This is a genomic window from Curtobacterium sp. MCBA15_001 (assembly GCF_001864835.1).
GTDB lineage: Bacteria > Actinomycetota > Actinomycetes > Actinomycetales > Microbacteriaceae > Curtobacterium.
In genome coordinates, this window is sequence record NZ_MJGI01000022.1 from 40981 (window position 1) to 56250 (window position 15270).

Below are 15270 nucleotides of genomic sequence, written 5' to 3' on the forward strand. Positions count from 1 at the left end.
GACGGCGTGCCAGCCACCGGCCCCGGACCGACGGCGTGCCAGGATCGCAGGCGTGACCACCTCGCCGTACGAGCTGAGCGCCGCGCCCGACGTCCTCGCCCGGCTGCACCCCCGGCTGCGGACGTACTTCGGCCCGGTCCCGCCAGGTCACGTCGGCCGCGGCGAGGGCGTCTTCTCCGTGGTCGGCACCCCGCGCCGCTGGCTGTGGCCCGTCCTGGCGTGCTTCGCCCGCGACGCGGTGATGTTCCCGGTCTGGGAACGGGACGTCTCCTTCACCGTGGAGAACCGCCCGGTGACGGTCCGACGCGGTCGTACCGGACAGGAGGCCCACCCCGCCGTCCGCGCGCACCGCACCTTCCACTTCCGCGCCGGTGACCGCACGATGGTCGACGCCATCACGGCCGAACCGACCGGGCTGGTCGACCACCTCGGTCGCCACGGGCGCGTCAGCGCCCAGCTGCGGGTCGCCGTCGACGCGAGCGGTCCCGATGCCGGCGCACTGCGTCTGGTCTCCACGCACGTGTCGTTCCGGGCGCTGGGACGTGGTCCGGGCTCGCAGGCTCGCCCGGCGCGGCCCGCGCGCCGCTGGCGCGTCGCCGCTGAGCGGGCCGCGCCCGGGCCTGATCGCACCGCGTGTGACGCTCACAGAACGATTCGATGACGAAGCCGACGTGCAACGCGTGTCCCTGGTGCTCATCGCGCCCGTCATCGGCACGCTGTACCGGTACGAGGGGGCGTTCCGGTACGAGGTCGCGCCGGACACAGGACGGGGACGACGATGAACGAGGACAGCACCACCGCGACGAAGGGTCGAGCGGTCATCGCGGGTGCGAGCGGCTTCGTGGGCCGGTACCTGCAGGACGCGTTCCGCGACGAGGGCTACGAGGTCGTGACCATCGGCCGCACCGGCGACGCCGTCTGGGGCAACACGCTCCGCATCCGCGAACTCGTGGACGGCGCCGCGATCGTCGTGAACATGGCCGGCAAGAGCGTCAACTGCCGCTACGGCCGGCGCAACCGTGCGGAGATCCTCCGCTCCCGCGTGGACACCACACTCGAGCTCGCCGAGGCCATCCGCACGGCCGAGCACCCACCGCCGCTGTGGATGAACGCCTCGACCGCGACGATCTACCGGCACGCCACCGACCGCGCGCAGGACGAGGCGACCGGTGAGTTCGGCGAGGGCTTCTCCGTCGGCATCGCCCGCGCGTGGGAGGACGCCCTGTTCGCTGCTGACCTGCCCGGCACCCGCCGGGTCGCGCTGCGGATGGCGATCGTGTTCGGCGACGGCAGTGCCCTCGTGCCGCTGCTCCGGCTCGCGCAGGCGGGACTCGGCGGACCGCAGTACGACGGACCGTGGTTCCCGACGCGCTCCCGGCTGGCCGCCGGCACGTACCACCACGACCGGCACACGCACGGGCGGCAGCGCTTCAGCTGGATCCACATCGAGGACGTCCTCGGCGCGATCCGGTTCATCCGCGACCACGAGGACCTCGACGGCCCGGTGAACCTGTCCAGCCCGAACCCGTCGGACAACCGCACGGTGATGGCCACCATCCGCGACGCGGTCGGGCGTCGCTTCGGCCTGCCGACCTGGCGGTGGATGCTCGAGATCGGGTCGTTCGCCATCCGCACCGAGACCGAACTCGTGCTGAAGAGCCGGTGGGTGGTGCCGACGCGGCTGACCGAGGCGGGCTACCGGTTCCGCCACCCGCTGCTGCGCGGGGCCCTGGCGCAGATCATCGCCGAGCGACGCGAGCACCGGGGCTGAGCTCCGGCGCCGCCGCGCTGGGCGCCGCGCCGGTCGCCGCAGCGGGTGCCGCAGTGCTGGCCGCCGCAGTGCCGACCGACGCCGTGCTGGACAGCGCCGTCCCCCCGGACCGCGACGCCCACAGCACCCCGCCGACGACGACCGCACCCGCCAGCACCTCGACCAGGTCCGGCACCTCGCCGAAGGCCACCCACGACGCCAGCACGCCGACGACCGGCACGAGCATCGAGAACGGGGCGACGGTGCTCGACGGGTAGGTCGCCAACAGCCGCGACCACAGCCCGTACCCGACGAGGGTCGCCACGAGCACGATGTACAGCAGACCCAGGTCGGCGGGGAGCGCGGCCGGGGTGAACACGGTGCCGAGTGCCGACCCGATCCGCGCCGGACCCTCGACCGTGAACGACAGCACGGCGAGCGGGACCGGCGGCACGACCGACCACCACAGCGTCAGGTGCAGCGGGTTCGCAGCACCCGCGCGCCGGGTCGCGACGTTGCCGATCGCCCAACCGAGCGCGCCGCACAGTGCCAGCACGACGGGCAGCAGCGCCGCCGCCTGTGCCCGGTGCACCGCGATGGCCGCCAGTGCCACGACGGCGATCGTGACGCCCGTGACCTGCCGCCCGGTGAGCCGTTCGCGCAGGAACACCCCGGCCAGCACGACGGTGAACGGCGCCGAGGCCTGCAGCACGAGCGAGGCCAGCCCCGAGGGCATGCCGGACGCCATGCTGAGGTACAGGAACGAGAACTGCAGGACCCCGAGCCCGAGGCCGACCAGGACCAGCCGCCCGAACGGGATCTTCGGTCGTGGGACGAACAGCAGCGTCGGGACCGCCAGCAGCGTGAACCGCACGGCTGCCAGCAGGAACGGCGGGAAGTGCTCCAGCGCCAGGGCGGTCGCGGGGAAGTTCAGCCCCCAGACGACGGCGACGAGCAGTGCGAGGAAGCGGTCACGGAGCAGCACCCCTCGATCGTCCCGCGCCGCACGCGGAAGGACCAGCGCACGTTGTTGCAGCGTCGTTGTAGGGTCCCTGCATGATCGGCTTCGACGTCGCCCTGCTGCCCGTCCTGCGCGAGCTGCAGGAACGCGGGTCGGTGACCGCCGTCGCCGCTGCCACCCACCGCACGCCGAGTGCGGTCTCGCAGCAGCTGCAGACCCTGCAGCGCCAGGTCGGTGTGCCGCTGGTCGAACGGGTCGGGCGCGGCGTCCGGCTCACCGACGACGGGGTCGTGCTCGCCGGCCTGGCCTCCGGCGTCGCCACCGCGATCGCGACCGTCGACGCCGCGTGGCAGGAGCACCTCGGCGGTGCCTCCGGGACCGTCGACCTGGCGATCTTCCCCTCGGCGGCGGAGCTGCTCCTGCCGGGCCTGCTGACCCGCATGCGGGACCACCCGGGCATCGACCTCGTGTTGTCGGACGTCGACGTGGACGAGGACGCCTTCGCACCGCTCACGGCCGACCACGACGTCGTCGTCGGCCACCGCCCGGACGGAGCGTCGGCGCCCGACCGGACGACCCTCGACACGGTCGCACTGCTGCGCGAGCCGCTGGACGTCGCCCTGCCGGACGGACACCGGCTGGCCGGGCGGCACCGGGTGCGGGTCGACGAGGTCGTGGACGAGACCTGGATCGGCGTGCCCGAGGGGTACCCGATCGACCGGGTCCTGACCGCGGTCGCTGCGGCGTCCGACGCGCCCCCGCAGGTCGCGTTCCGGACGGTCCACCTGCCCGTGATCGAGAACCTGGTCGCGGCCGGGCACGGCATCGCCCTGGTGCCGCGGTACACGTCGGGCACGCGGGCTCCCGGTCGGTTCCACCTGGCGGAGCTGGCGGACGTTCGCGCCGGTCGGCGCATCGAGGCGCTCGTCCGTCCGGACCGTCGGGTGCGTCCGGTGGTGCGCACCGTCTTGGAGGCGCTGGTCGCCACCGCCGCGGACGTGACCACCTAGGGCGGTGACCTCCGCGGCCGGACCGCGCCGGGCCTCCTGGCCGTCGGTCAGCGGACCTGGAAGGGCGTGCCGAGGGGGAGCGTCTTCGCGAGCGTGGTGATGTCGGCGTTGCGCATCCGGACGCACCCGTGCGAGGCATCGGTCCCGATGCTCGACGCGTCGTCGGTGCCGTGCAGGCCGATCTGACCCGGACCGCCGCCGAAGGAGTTCAGGACGTCGGAGAACGCGGTCGTGCCGTAGGCGTACGGGCCGTACCCGCCGTTCGTCGGCGCGAGCAGCTCCGTGAGCGCGAAGCGACCGGTCGGTGTCGGGGTGCCGCCCGTGCCGGTGGCGACGGCGTACGAGTGCAGCACCGTGCCGTTCCGGTACAGGTCGAGGGTGTTCGTGGCCTCGTCGACCACGATCGCGTACGGCGTCGTCGAGAGCGTGACGGCGCTCGTCGGCACCCACCCGCTGCTGCCGTTCGGACGCTGGGCGAGCTGCACCTGCACCCAGCCGTCGCGCTGGTCGAGCACCCGGAACACCAGGGGCGCTCCGGACGCCTGCGGGTTGGGCAGCTGCTCGGTCCGCGCGCCACCGGGTGTGGCGCTGACCGGCACCGTGGCGCCCTTCGCGGCGGCGACGGTGCTCGACGCCGGCGCATCGACGGGCTCCTGCGGTCCGGACGGCGTCGTGGCCGCGGGGGTCGGCGTCGGCGTGGGGGTGGGCGTCGCCACCGCCGTGCTGGCCGCCGCCACCGGGGTGCGGGAGGGCACAGCGCCGGGGGTCCCCGTCGTGAGCGCCACGGTCGCGATGCCGGCGGCGCACACGACGGCGACGGCAGCGGCGACCAGGGTCGCGCGTCGCCGTCTCGTGGGCTCGTTCGTCGGCACCGGTCAGCCGGTCACGGTGACGTTGCGGGGACGGGGCACGGGCGGGGTCCCTTCGGGATGGCGTTCGGGGAGCATCGTGGTGCGCTCGGGCGGGACGACGACGGTGCCCGGCGGGAGCCGCCGGGCACCGTCGTGGTCCGTGGGGATCAGCCCGTGAAGGTGGCGCGACCCGAGACCGGCACGGCGACCGGAGCCGGTGCCGGCGTCGGCCTCACGACCGGGGTGGTCGGGTCGGCGATGACCGTGACCGGGAACACGACCGCGATGCCCGAGTCCCTGCCGGTGAACGCGATGACGACCTCGCCCTCGGGGACCGCGGTGCCGAACGTCGCCCTGCCGCTGATGGCGCCGTTCGCGTCGGCGGTGAAGGTCTCGCTGGAGGGCAGGACCTCGAGGTCCTGCAGGATCACCACGGGCTGGACGGTCTCGCCGGGCAGGAACCCGGTGGCGTCCACGACGACACCGGTGGTGCCCAGCGACGAGGACGTGGTCGGGTCGGGCACGGAGAGGGTGCCGGAGGCCTCCGGCGTGAAGTAGGTGTCCTCGCCGTTCCACGAGATGCCCACGACCGCGCCTGCGGCGGCCGTCGCGCTGACGCCGTAGCCGTTGATGGTGGCGGCGGGGAACGCAGCCGCGAACTGCGTCTGGAAGTCGGCGAGCGTGGCGGGGGTCCCGGCCGCGATCGTCCCGACCGTCACCGTCGAGACCCAGGTCCCGTCGACGGCCGTCGGGCCGGTCGCCGAGGTCGTCAGGGCTGCGGGCGCGGTGTTGGCCGTCGAGCCCGCGGTGTCGAGGAGCAGCGTGTACCGAGCCGCACCCGATGCGATGAGGTCGGCGGTGCCGAGCCCGAGCCCGTTCTGCGACGCGAGGGCGGTGCTCCGGACGCCGGCCAGGTCGGTCGCGGCGCTCCCGGTCGTGGCGTGTCCGAGCAGCGTGCCGGCGGGCAGCGCGGCGCCGCTCACGCCGAAGGTCGGGGTGCCGCCGACCGAGAACCACGCCGTCGGGTAGGCGCCCGTGGTGTACGCGGTGACGTCAGCAGCACCGACCCACTCGGTGTCGAGGGGAGCGACCGCGGCGCGGGACTGTGCCCCGGTCGGGGTGGCTGCCGTGCTGTGCGGCGAGCTCTGGATGACGGTGGTCTCGGCGGACGCGATGCCGGGCATCGCGATCATGGCTGTGGCGAGGGCTGCCACCGCGGCGGCGGTGACGAGGGTGGGACGGCGCATCGGCTGCTTCCGGGTTCGATCGCCCGACCGGGGCGTGGCGGAGACCCGGTGCTGCTCCGCGGCGCCGCGGTCCCCCCATGGTCCGGGGTCAGCCTAGTGACGAAGCCGACGACTTGTCACCTGAGATCAGACGTCGAGGTGGTCCACCAGCTCGTCCGCCAGCCCCGTGTACGTGGCCGGGGTCAGGTTCGTCAGACGGGCCTTCGCGCCGTCGGAGATGTCCAGCCCGTTGACGAACGCGATGAGGTCCTGCTGGCTGACGCGCTTGCCACGGGTCAGCTCCTTGAGCATCGCGTAGGGGTCCTCGATGTCGGACTGCCCGGCGGTGACCTCGGCGCGGATGACCGTCTGGATGGCCTCGCCGAGCACCTCCCAGTTGCCGTCGAGGTCCTCGGCCAGACGCTGCTCGTTCACGGCGATCTCGCCGAGCCCACGACGCAGGTTGTCGAGCGCGAGCAGCGAGTGCCCCACGGCGACGCCGACGTTGCGCTGCGTGGTGGAGTCCGTCAGGTCGCGCTGCAGGCGGCTCGTGACGAGGGTCTCCGACAGCGTGGAGAACAGCGCCGACGAGATCTCGAGGTTCGCCTCGGCGTTCTCGAACCGGATCGGGTTGATCTTGTGCGGCATGGTCGAGGACCCGGTGGCACCGGCCTGGGGGATCTGCGTGAAGTACCCCATCGAGATGTAGGTCCACACGTCGGTCGCCAGGTTGTGCAGGATGCGGTTGGCGTGCCGGATCCGGTCGTACAGCTCGGCCTGCCAGTCGTGCGACTCGATCTGCGTGGTGAGTGGGTTCCAGGTCAATCCGAGCCCCTCGACGAACTCGCGCGACAGTGTGGGCCAGTCGGCCTCGGGGTCCGCGGCCAGGTGCGCCGAGAAGGTGCCGGTCGCACCGGAGAACTTGCCGAGGTACTCGCTGCCCTCGATCTGCGCCAGGACCCGCTCGAGCCGGTAGACGACCACCGCGAGCTCCTTGCCGAGCGTGGTGGGCGTGGCGGGCTGGCCGTGCGTGTGCGACAGCATCGGCACGGAGCGCAGCTCACCGGCGACCTCGCGCAGGCGGGCGACGACCGCGCGGAAGGCCGGCAGCCACACCTGCTCGGTCGCGTCCTTGATCGTCAGCGCGTAGGACAGGTTGTTGATGTCCTCGCTGGTGCAGGCGAAGTGGGTCAACTCGGCGATCGCGTCAAGCCCCAGGTCGGCCAGACGACGGCGGACGAAGTACTCGACGGCCTTGACGTCGTGCCGGGTCGTGGCCTCGATCTCGGCCAGCTCGGCGATCTGCGCCTGCCCGAAGTCCGTGACGACGGCGCGCAGGGCGGCCTTGTCGTCGACGCTCAGCGGTGACGTGGTGAACATCGCGTGGTCGGTCAGGAAGACCAACCACTCCACCTCGACGGTGATGCGAGCGCGGTTGAGCCCGGCCTCGGAGAGGTGCTCGCCCACCGTGTGCACGACCGGGTAGTACCGCCCGTCGAGCGGGCTGATCGGCTGCGGGGGAAGGGGGGTCATCGTGCTCCCTGGCGGACGGCCGGTTCGATCTGGTGGAAGAGTGCACGGCAGGCCCGCTCGACCGTGGTCAGGACCCGGTCGAACTCGTGTCGGTCCGCGTAGTACGGGTCCGGCACGTCGGCCTGCTCAGGCCAGGCGTCGTCGTACCGCAGCAGGAGCGTCACCTTGGCGGCGTCGTCCATCGTGGGGGCCCACGAGCGCAGGATGCGTTCGTGGGAGCGGTCGAGTGCGACCACCAGGTCGAGGTCCGGGAACCGGTCCGGGTCGAACTGACGGGCGCGATGCCTGGACCCATCGTATCCGCGCGCAGCGAGTGCGGCGATCGTGCGCTCGTCCGCGGGTTCGCCGACGTGCCAGTCGCCGGTGCCGGCGGACTGCACCTGGAAGCGGTCGGACATGCCGGCCTCGTCGACGAAGTGCTGGAACACGATCTCCGCCATCGGGGAGCGGCAGATGTTCCCACTGCACACGAACGAGACTCGGAAGGCCGACGGGGCGCCGGCGTCCGTGGTCATGCCCTCATCATGACGTACGCGCGGGGCTCAGGGGCGCGGGCGGTTCAGCACCGGGCGGACGAACAGCCCGATCACCCACGCTGCGACGGCCAGCACGAAGGCGCCGACGACCCCCCAGCCGAAGGAGTCGACCTGCAGCCCGAAGCCGATCGCGGTCGAGATCCCCGCGACGATGAGCAGCAGGACGGCGTTGACGACGAACGAGATCAAGCCGAGCGTCAGGATGTAGACGGGGAACGCCACGACGCGGATCAGGGTGCCGATGACGGCGTTCACCAGACCGAAGACGAACGCCACCAACAGGTAGGTCAGGACGGTCTCGACGGTGCCGCCGGTCCCGAAGGCCGTGACGGAGACACCGCTGACGATGAGCGTGGTGAGCCACAGCGCGAGTGCGTTGACGACCAGGCGGACGAGGAATCGCATGCGCCCATGATGCCCGGTGTGCCGCTCGGTAGGCTGGGTCGGTGACCGACCAGCCCGTGCGCATCCGTCCCGAGGTGGCCGTCCTGCCTGCCTACAAGCAGGGTCGACAGGCCGCGGCCGACGCCTTCAAGCTCTCCAGCAACGAGAACCCGTTCCCGCCGCTGCCCGGTGTGGTCGAGGCCGTGCAGGCCCAGACCGCGTACAACCGCTACCCCGACGCCTCGGCGATCGCACTGCGGGCCGTCCTGGCGAACCGCTCCGGTGTCACGGTGGACGAGGTCCACGTCGCACCCGGCAGCGTCGCGATCCTGCACGAGCTCGCCCGCGCGGTCAGTGCTCCCGGGGACGAGATCGTGTACGCGTGGCGGTCCTTCGAGGCCTACCCCGGCGTCGTCACCGTCGCGGGTGCGACGAGCGTGCAGGTGCCGAACCGGGCCGACGGCGGGCACGACCTCGACGCGATGGCCGCCGCGGTCACCGAGCGCACCCGCATGGTGCTCGTGTGCTCCCCGAACAACCCCACCGGGCCGACGGTGACCAGCGCTGAGTTCGACGCCTTCATGGCGCAGGTCCCGACGAGCGTCCTGGTCGTGCTGGACGAGGCGTACGCCGAGTTCGTCACCGCTCCCGACGCCGTCCGCGGGGTGCCGCTGCTGGAGCAGTACCCCAACCTCGTCGTGCTCCGGACGTTCTCGAAGGCCTACGGGCTGGCGGGCCTGCGGGTCGGGTACGCGCTCGGCCCGGCATACGTCCTCGACGCGGTCCGTGCCTGCGCCATCCCGCTCAGCGTCACCGCGCAGGGCCAGGCCGCTGCACTGGCGAGCCTGGAGCGCGAGTCCGAACTGCTCGAGCGGGTCGCGCACCTGACCCAGCGCCGCGACCTCGTCGTGAGCGCGCTGCGCGGCCAGGGCTGGGACGTGCCGGACGCCCAGGGCAACTTCGTCTGGCTGCCCACCGGCGACCACACCCCCGTGGCAGCGGAGCAGTTCGAGCGCGCCGGCATCATCGTCCGGGCCTTCGGGACCGAGGGCATCCGCATCTCGATCGGGGAGCACGAGGCTGTCGAGAAGCTCCTCGAAACCGCGCGTGCACTTGTGGAGGGCCTCACAACGGCCGTCCCGACCCGGCCGCTACGCTGACCCGCATGTCCTTCCACGCCGCGGCCCCCGCGACGACCACCGTCCGGCTCCTCGACACCGAGGGCCGGTTCGTGGAGACCGACGAGAACGCCGAGTTCGTCGGCATCGCCAAGGCCCTCCCCGACGAGACGCTGCTCGCCATGCACCGCCAGATGGTGCTCACCCGACGCTTCGACCACGCTGCCGGCAACCTGCAGCGGACCGGTCAGCTCGGCCTGTGGGCACCGAGCCACGGGCAGGAAGCCGCGCAGGTCGGGTCCGCCTTCGCGCTCCGTCCCCAGGACCACCTGTTCCCGTCGTACCGCGAGCACGCCGTCGTCCTGCAGCGCGGCGTCGAGCCGATGGAGATCATCTCGCTCTTCCGCGGCCAGGCCCACGGCAACTGGGACCCGGACGCCCGCGGCAACACGCACGTCTACACGCTCGTGATCGGCGCGCAGACCCTGCACGCCACCGGCTACGCGATGGGCCAGGCCCTCGACGGCGTCGTCGGCACGGGCGACCCCGACGTCGACGAGTGCTCGATCGTGTACTTCGGCGACGGTGCGACCAGCCAGGGCGACGTCAACGAGGCCTACGTCTTCGCCGCGTCGCACAAGGCCCCCGTCGTCTTCTTCCTGCAGAACAACCACTGGGCGATCTCGGTGCCGGTGTCGGTGCAGTCCCCGACGCCGCTGGTCGACCGTCCCCGTGGCTTCGGCATCCCGAGCGTCAAGGTCGACGGCAACGACGTCCTGGCCTCGTACGCGGTGAGCACGGTCGCGACCGAGCACGCCCGCAGCGGCCAGGGCCCGGCGTTCATCGAGGCGGAGACCTACCGCATCGGCGCCCACACCAGCTCGGACGACCCCACGCGCTACCGCGGCGACGACGAGCTCGCTGGCTGGGTCGCCCGTGACCCGATCACCCGGTCCGAGGCGTACCTGCGCAGCCTCGGCGCGACCGACGCGCAGTTCGCCGAGATGGAGGCCGAAGGCGAGCAGATCGCGGCCGACATCCGTGCGAAGACCTCCGCGCTGCAGGCCCCGCCGATGGACGCCATGTTCGACCACGTCTACCGCGAGCCGCACCCGCGCATCGACGAACAGCGCGCCTGGTTGCACGACTACGAGTCCGCCCAGGACGGAGCCCACGCATGAGCACCACCGAGCAGCTCTTCGACTACACCCTCCGCTCCCACCCGGGTGCCGGCGAGGTCCCGACCGACCCGACGCCGAACCTGCCGATGGCCAAGGCGCTCAACGCCGGGCTCGCGGCGGCGATGCAGGCGGACGACAAGGTCCTGCTGATGGGCGAGGACATCGGCCGGCTGGGCGGCGTCTTCCGCATCACCGAGGGCCTGCAGGACCGGTTCGGCGCCGACCGCGTGCGGGACACCCCGCTCGCCGAGTCCGGCATCGTCGGCACCGCGATCGGCCTGGCCCTGCGCGGGTACCGTCCGGTGATCGAGATCCAGTTCGACGGCTTCGTCTGGCCGGCGTTCAACCAGATCACCTCGCAGCTGGCGAAGATGGCGAACCGACTGCCGGCGCACATGTCGCTGCCCGTCGTCATCCGCATCCCCTACGGCGGCCACATCGGCGCGATCGAGCACCACCAGGAGTCCCCCGAGGCGTACTTCGCGCACACCGCGGGCCTGCGCGTGGTCAGCCCGAGCACCCCGAACGACGCCTACTGGATGATCCAAGAGGCAATCGCGTCGAACGACCCCGTCGTCTTCATGGAGCCCAAGTCCCGCTACTGGCCGAAGGGGCAGGTCGACCTGGTCGACGGCCACGTGCCGATGCACACCACGCGCGTGGCCCGCACCGGCACCGAGGTCACCCTCGTCGGACACGGCGCCATGGTCGCGACGCTCATGCAGGCCGCCGACATCGCCGACGCCGAGGGCACGAGCTGCGAGGTCGTCGACCTCCGCTCGATCTCGCCGATCGACTGGGAGCCGCTGCTCGCCTCGGTGCGCAAGACCGGCCGACTGGTCGTCGCGCAGGAAGCCAGCGAGTTCGTCAGCGTCGGCAGCGAGATCGCCGCGACCGTCGCCGAGCGGGCGTTCTACACGATGCAGGCACCCCCGCTGCGGGTCTCCGGGTTCGACATCCCGTTCCCGCAGTCGAAGCTCGAGCACCACCACCTGCCGGACGCCGACCGCGTCCTCGAGGCCGTGGACCGCGCGCTCGCCTACTGACCCGGTCCACCCGGACCATCTCTCCACCGCACGACCGACTGCCGAAGGAGCCGACGTGGCCGTCGCCGAATTCCCCCTCCCCGACGTGGGCGAAGGCCTCAACGAGGCCGAGATCGTCCAGTGGCGCGTCGCGATCGGTGACGACGTCGCGGTCGACCAGGTCCTGGTCGAGATCGAGACCGCCAAGTCGCTCGTCGAGCTGCCGTCCCCGTTCGCGGGCACGGTGACCGGTCTGCTGGTGGCCGAGGGCGACACCGTCGAGGTCGGCCGTCCGATCATCCGGGTCGAGTCCGCCTCGGGTGCTCAGACGGGAGGCCCGGCACCGGTCGCCGACGCCGCCCCCGTCTCGCCTGGGCCCACGCTCGCCGGTACCGGCGCGTCGCGGAGCTTGCGGAGCGACGTGACGGCCGAGCGAGTGGGGAACGTCACCCCCACGGCCCCTGCCGCGGCTGCACCCGTCGCCTCGGCTCCGTCCGTGCCGACGCAGGTCGCCGCGCCCGCGCCGGCCCCCGCTGCGCCGGCCCACGCTGCGCCGGCTCCCGTCGCGGTCGCCCCGGCGCCGGCGCCGGCGCAGGTGCCGGCCTCGCTGCCCGCCGCCGAGGGCGCCGGTGTCGTCGGCACCGACGAGTCCTCCGGCGCCGTGCTCGTGGGCTACGGCTCCGCGACCAGCGCACCCTCGCGCCGCAAGCCGGGCGCCCGCCGGGCCGCAGCGGCCGCGGCGGAGGCGAGCCGGGCCTCCAGTCGGGAGACCGACCTGGACCTGGTCACCGACGACGGCGAGGCGAGCACCGCCGACGCCGTGGCCGCGCAGGGCAAGCGTCCCGCGCGCCCCTCGAGCGTGCCCGCCGCCTCGGCCCTGCCCGTCATCGCGAAGCCGCCGATCCGCAAGCTCGCGAAGGACCTCGGCGTCGACCTGACGACGGTCGAGGCGACCGGACTGGCCGGCGAGGTCACGCGCGACGACGTGATCCGCCACGCCACCCAGGCCACCGTCTTCCGCAACATCGAGACGCCCGAGTGGGGCGACGTCCGCCAGGAGACCATCCCGGTCAAGGGCGTCCGCAAGGCGATCGCGACCGCGATGACCACGTCCGCGTTCACCGCGCCGCACGTGTCGCTCTTCGTCGACGTCGACGCGACCCGCACGATGGAGTTCGTCAAGCGGCTCAAGGCCTCGCCGACGTTCGCCGGGGTGAAGGTCTCGCCGCTGCTCATCATGGCGAAGGCCGTGATCTGGGCGGTCCGCCGCAACCGCTCGGTGAACTCGTCGTGGACCGACCGCGAGATCATCGTCCACCACTTCGTGAACCTCGGCATCGCCGCGGCGACCCCGCGTGGGCTCATCGTGCCGAACATCAAGGACGCGCAGGACATGTCGCTGTTCGAGCTGGCGAAGGCGCTCGAGGCGATGACCCTCACCGCCCGTGACGGCAAGACCAGCCCGGCCGAGATGGCCGACGGCACGATCACCGTGACCAACATCGGTGTCTTCGGTATGGACACCGGCACGCCGATCCTCAACCCCGGGCAGGTCGCCATCGTCGCGATGGGCACCATCAAGCCGAAGCCGTGGGTCGTCGACGGCGAGGTCCGCTCGCGCATGGTGACCACGATCGGTGCTTCGTTCGACCACCGCGTGGTGGACGGCGACGTGGCGTCCCGGTTCGTGCACGACGTGGCCTCGGTCATCGAGGAGCCCGCGCTCCTGCTCGACTGACGGGTCGTCAGTCCTGCGCTCGTGGCTCGAGGGCTGCGCGGAACAACCGGACTGCGAGCACGGCGTCGAGCGCCAGTTCCTCGGCGTCCTGTGCGCTCCCGGCCGCGAGGGCGGTCGTGACGAACGTGGCCGTTCCGTCGCTCATCGCGGTGTCGAAGAGCGAGCAGACCCCGAGGACGGCACCCCAGCGATCCCGATCGACAGCCGGGTCGAGGACGGCCGCGACCGCGGCGGCGGCGCGGCCGGGATCCGCACGCGAGGCGTTGACGAGCACCCAGGCGAAGTCGTAGAGGTCCTTGTCCGCCCGACGCCAGTACGCGGCCGCTCCCTTCGCTGCGACGTACCCACCGATGTCGGCCATCCGGACGCGTTCGCCGAGCACGCTCGCGACATGGGCATCCCGGAGCGCCGGACCGGGACCGCGGAGGTTCTTGACGGTGAGGGTCGTCGTGCCCGGGAGCGCGATCTCCTGGTCGAGGTTGTCCGAGACGTCGGAGAGGAACTCGACGACCACCGGGTAGCCGTCCACGTCGGCGACCCATCGCCACCCGACGTTCGGCGACGCCGGCACGAAGCCGGCGCGGTCGAGTGCACGTTCGAGCCAGCCGTGGTCGTCGTCGTCGCGGTCGTACTCGAGGCCGATGTCGAGGAGGAGGTCGACGTCGTTCGTGCCCTGGTGCGGTTCATCGGCGTCGACGAGGTACTCCGGAACGAGCCCGCCGATGAGCACGAGCTCGGTCGAGTGGTCCGCAGCCGCGTGGAGGAGGGCCGCGAGCGCGCGCTCCGCGAGGCGTCGTGCGTCGCGGTCACGCGGTCGGCCGGACTCCGTCACGCGAACACCGACAGCTCGACCGAGCGGTAGGCGTCGGCGGCTTCCTGGTCGCGTTCGGAACCCGCGAGCAGGTCGGCGTAGACGCGGATCGGCGATGCTTCGCGTCGACCGTCGACGACGCGGCTCGTGTTCGCCACGGCGGACGGCGCGGGGCGGAGACGGATGCTCCCGGCAGGTGCGGGGAGCATCTGGGCGCGTGCGGCCGCGGCATCGAGCGCAGGTCCGTCCATGTCGACGTACGCGGTCACCGGGCGCATGCCCGTCAACATCGGTCGGACACGTTCCGAGACCGCGCTGCCGGTCAGGATCAAGCCCGAGCCGAACAGCGAGGCGAGTTGCTCCTCGATCCGCGTCGGGTTCCGGTCCAGGACGTGGAACGAGGCCCACGTCGACGGCAGCCGGCGTTGCCATCCGCTCCACGAGTCCAGCAGGCCGCTCGGGTCCGCGACTGCGCGGCTCCGTGGCTCGGGCCCCGGTTCAGTCCATCCCGACGTGTCGAGCCCGGCGAGCGTGCCCGAGACGGACCCGAGCGAGCGACCGGAGAGACGGGACAACGTCTCGACATCGGCGACCCGCGGGCGTCCGTCCTGCCATGCGGCACCACCCGCGACGATCTCGAGCAGGACCTCGGCCACGTCGGCTCGCGCCGCCGACCACCGGAAGTCGACGCTCGGGGCGGGCGGCGCGGCGCGGGCGTCTCGTGCCACCCAGATCGTGCCGATGTGGAGGGAGGCTGCACCATCCAGTCCGAACCACGAGACGCCGAGTTCGTCGAGGAGTCGTCGTGAGCCGTCGGACAGTGCCTGTGCGCAGACGACCAGGACCGTGTCGTCCGCCTTGCGGGTGGTCCGGCCGAGTGCTGCTGCGACGTCTCGCGGGAACCCGAGGCCGGCCCAGCGGAGATCGATCCGCGCACGAGACCCGTCCGGGAGCTCTGCGATCGGGAGGCCGAGTGCGTCGTCCGCTTCGACGATCTGAAGGGCTCCGGCCGGTACGGTGCGTCGGAACGCATCGAGGAGCATGGTTTCAGTCATCGGCACCATTTCACTGTACAGTGAAAAAGCCACCCGAGTGAAACAGGTACCGTCGTTCTGCCGAGTCAGCAGGCAGTCGCGTGGTGTTCAC

General features: G+C 72.2%; 16 protein-coding genes. 8 read left to right on the forward strand and 8 right to left on the reverse strand.

Annotation, left to right across the window (positions count from 1 at the left end; all coding sequences use genetic code 11):
- Positions 1-52 precede the first annotated feature (52 nt).
- From BIU90_RS08710 to BIU90_RS08715, 3 genes are read left to right on the forward strand one after another with little or no spacing between them, the layout of a single operon-like run.
- Positions 53-661 (forward strand): DUF4166 domain-containing protein, encoded by a 609-nt coding sequence (locus BIU90_RS08710; protein WP_071299847.1) that lies wholly within the window; start codon positions 53-55, stop codon positions 659-661.
- Positions 624-782 (forward strand): DUF4166 domain-containing protein, encoded by a 159-nt coding sequence (locus BIU90_RS19010; protein ID WP_254786992.1) that lies wholly within the window; start codon positions 624-626, stop codon positions 780-782. The genes BIU90_RS08710 and BIU90_RS19010 overlap by 38 nt, the downstream gene beginning before the upstream one ends.
- The gene (locus BIU90_RS08715) at positions 779-1771 is read left to right on the forward strand and encodes an epimerase (RefSeq protein WP_071299848.1); all 993 of its coding nucleotides are present in this window, start codon (positions 779-781) and stop codon (positions 1769-1771) included. Before BIU90_RS19010 ends, BIU90_RS08715 begins: the two co-directional genes overlap by 4 nt.
- Here the strand turns inward: BIU90_RS08715 and BIU90_RS08720 are convergent.
- On the reverse strand, positions 1740-2735 hold the full coding sequence (locus BIU90_RS08720; RefSeq protein WP_083403814.1) for an EamA family transporter: 996 nt from the start codon (positions 2733-2735) through the stop codon (positions 1740-1742). The two genes, BIU90_RS08715 and BIU90_RS08720, sit on opposite strands and share 32 nt — an antisense overlap.
- A gap of 71 nt (positions 2736-2806) precedes the next feature.
- On the opposite strand from BIU90_RS08720, the gene BIU90_RS08725 reads away from it, so the two are divergent.
- The gene (locus BIU90_RS08725) at positions 2807-3721 is read left to right on the forward strand and encodes a LysR family transcriptional regulator (protein WP_071299849.1); all 915 of its coding nucleotides are present in this window, start codon (positions 2807-2809) and stop codon (positions 3719-3721) included.
- A gap of 47 nt (positions 3722-3768) precedes the next feature.
- Here BIU90_RS08725 and BIU90_RS08730 read toward each other — a convergent pair whose 3' ends face one another.
- From BIU90_RS08730 to BIU90_RS08750, 5 genes are all read right to left on the reverse strand, one after another.
- A complete protein-coding gene (locus tag BIU90_RS08730) occupies positions 3769-4593 on the reverse strand; it encodes a L,D-transpeptidase family protein (RefSeq protein WP_254786987.1) in 825 nt (274 codons plus the stop codon).
- A 146-nt stretch (positions 4594-4739) separates the two neighbouring features.
- Positions 4740-5819 (reverse strand): hypothetical protein, encoded by a 1080-nt coding sequence (locus BIU90_RS08735; protein WP_071299850.1) that lies wholly within the window; start codon positions 5817-5819, stop codon positions 4740-4742.
- A 126-nt stretch (positions 5820-5945) separates the two neighbouring features.
- Positions 5946-7331 (reverse strand): adenylosuccinate lyase, encoded by a 1386-nt coding sequence (gene purB, locus BIU90_RS08740; RefSeq protein ID WP_071299851.1) that lies wholly within the window; start codon positions 7329-7331, stop codon positions 5946-5948.
- Positions 7328-7846, reverse strand: a complete 519-nt coding sequence (locus BIU90_RS08745; RefSeq protein WP_071299852.1) for a low molecular weight protein-tyrosine-phosphatase — start codon at positions 7844-7846, stop codon at positions 7328-7330. Before BIU90_RS08745 ends, purB begins: the two co-directional genes overlap by 4 nt.
- Before the next feature lie 27 nt (positions 7847-7873).
- The gene (locus BIU90_RS08750; RefSeq protein ID WP_071299853.1) at positions 7874-8272 is read right to left on the reverse strand and encodes a phage holin family protein; all 399 of its coding nucleotides are present in this window, start codon (positions 8270-8272) and stop codon (positions 7874-7876) included.
- A 41-nt stretch (positions 8273-8313) separates the two neighbouring features.
- Here BIU90_RS08750 and BIU90_RS08755 point away from each other — a divergent pair, with 41 nt between their 5' ends.
- The 4 genes from BIU90_RS08755 to BIU90_RS08770 all read left to right on the forward strand — a co-directional run bounded on the left by BIU90_RS08755 (position 8314) and on the right by BIU90_RS08770 (position 13313).
- Positions 8314-9411: a histidinol-phosphate transaminase gene (locus BIU90_RS08755; RefSeq protein ID WP_071299854.1), complete on the forward strand. Its 1098-nt coding sequence runs from the start codon at positions 8314-8316 to the stop codon at positions 9409-9411.
- Positions 9412-9416: 5 nt separating this feature from the next.
- Positions 9417-10550: a thiamine pyrophosphate-dependent dehydrogenase E1 component subunit alpha gene (locus BIU90_RS08760; RefSeq protein WP_071299855.1), complete on the forward strand. Its 1134-nt coding sequence runs from the start codon at positions 9417-9419 to the stop codon at positions 10548-10550.
- An 86-nt stretch (positions 10551-10636) separates the two neighbouring features.
- A complete protein-coding gene (locus BIU90_RS08765) occupies positions 10637-11596 on the forward strand; it encodes an alpha-ketoacid dehydrogenase subunit beta (RefSeq protein ID WP_071299971.1) in 960 nt (319 codons plus the stop codon).
- A 55-nt stretch (positions 11597-11651) separates the two neighbouring features.
- On the forward strand, positions 11652-13313 hold the full coding sequence (locus BIU90_RS08770; RefSeq protein ID WP_071299856.1) for a dihydrolipoamide acetyltransferase family protein: 1662 nt from the start codon (positions 11652-11654) through the stop codon (positions 13311-13313).
- 7 nt (positions 13314-13320) lie between these two features.
- On the opposite strand, the gene BIU90_RS08775 is transcribed toward BIU90_RS08770, so the two are convergent.
- Both BIU90_RS08775 and BIU90_RS08780 read right to left on the reverse strand, forming a co-directional pair.
- A complete protein-coding gene (locus BIU90_RS08775) occupies positions 13321-14145 on the reverse strand; it encodes a hypothetical protein (protein WP_071299857.1) in 825 nt (274 codons plus the stop codon).
- Complete coding sequence (locus BIU90_RS08780; RefSeq protein WP_139195196.1) at positions 14142-15179, reverse strand: hypothetical protein; 1038 nt, start codon at positions 15177-15179, stop codon at positions 14142-14144. Before BIU90_RS08780 ends, BIU90_RS08775 begins: the two co-directional genes overlap by 4 nt.
- Positions 15180-15270 lie beyond the last annotated feature (91 nt).

Excerpts from the sequence above, each read along its gene's own strand:
- BIU90_RS08765 (WP_071299971.1), top strand. The coding sequence starts at position 10,637 with ATGGCCAAGGCGCTCAACGCCGGGCTCGCGGCGGCGATGCAGGCGGAC.
- BIU90_RS08750 (WP_071299853.1), bottom strand. The coding sequence starts at position 8,272 with ATGCGATTCCTCGTCCGCCTGGTCGTCAACGCACTCGCGCTGTGGCTC.
- BIU90_RS08745 (WP_071299852.1), bottom strand. The coding sequence starts at position 7,846 with ATGACCACGGACGCCGGCGCCCCGTCGGCCTTCCGAGTCTCGTTCGTG.
- BIU90_RS08760 (WP_071299855.1), top strand. The coding sequence starts at position 9,417 with ATGTCCTTCCACGCCGCGGCCCCCGCGACGACCACCGTCCGGCTCCTC.
- purB (WP_071299851.1), bottom strand. The coding sequence starts at position 7,331 with ATGACCCCCCTTCCCCCGCAGCCGATCAGCCCGCTCGACGGGCGGTAC.
- BIU90_RS08735 (WP_071299850.1), bottom strand. The coding sequence starts at position 5,819 with ATGCGCCGTCCCACCCTCGTCACCGCCGCCGCGGTGGCAGCCCTCGCC.
- BIU90_RS08780 (WP_139195196.1), bottom strand. The coding sequence starts at position 15,179 with ATGACTGAAACCATGCTCCTCGATGCGTTCCGACGCACCGTACCGGCC.
- BIU90_RS08715 (WP_071299848.1), top strand. The coding sequence starts at position 779 with ATGAACGAGGACAGCACCACCGCGACGAAGGGTCGAGCGGTCATCGCG.
- BIU90_RS08725 (WP_071299849.1), top strand. The coding sequence starts at position 2,807 with ATGATCGGCTTCGACGTCGCCCTGCTGCCCGTCCTGCGCGAGCTGCAG.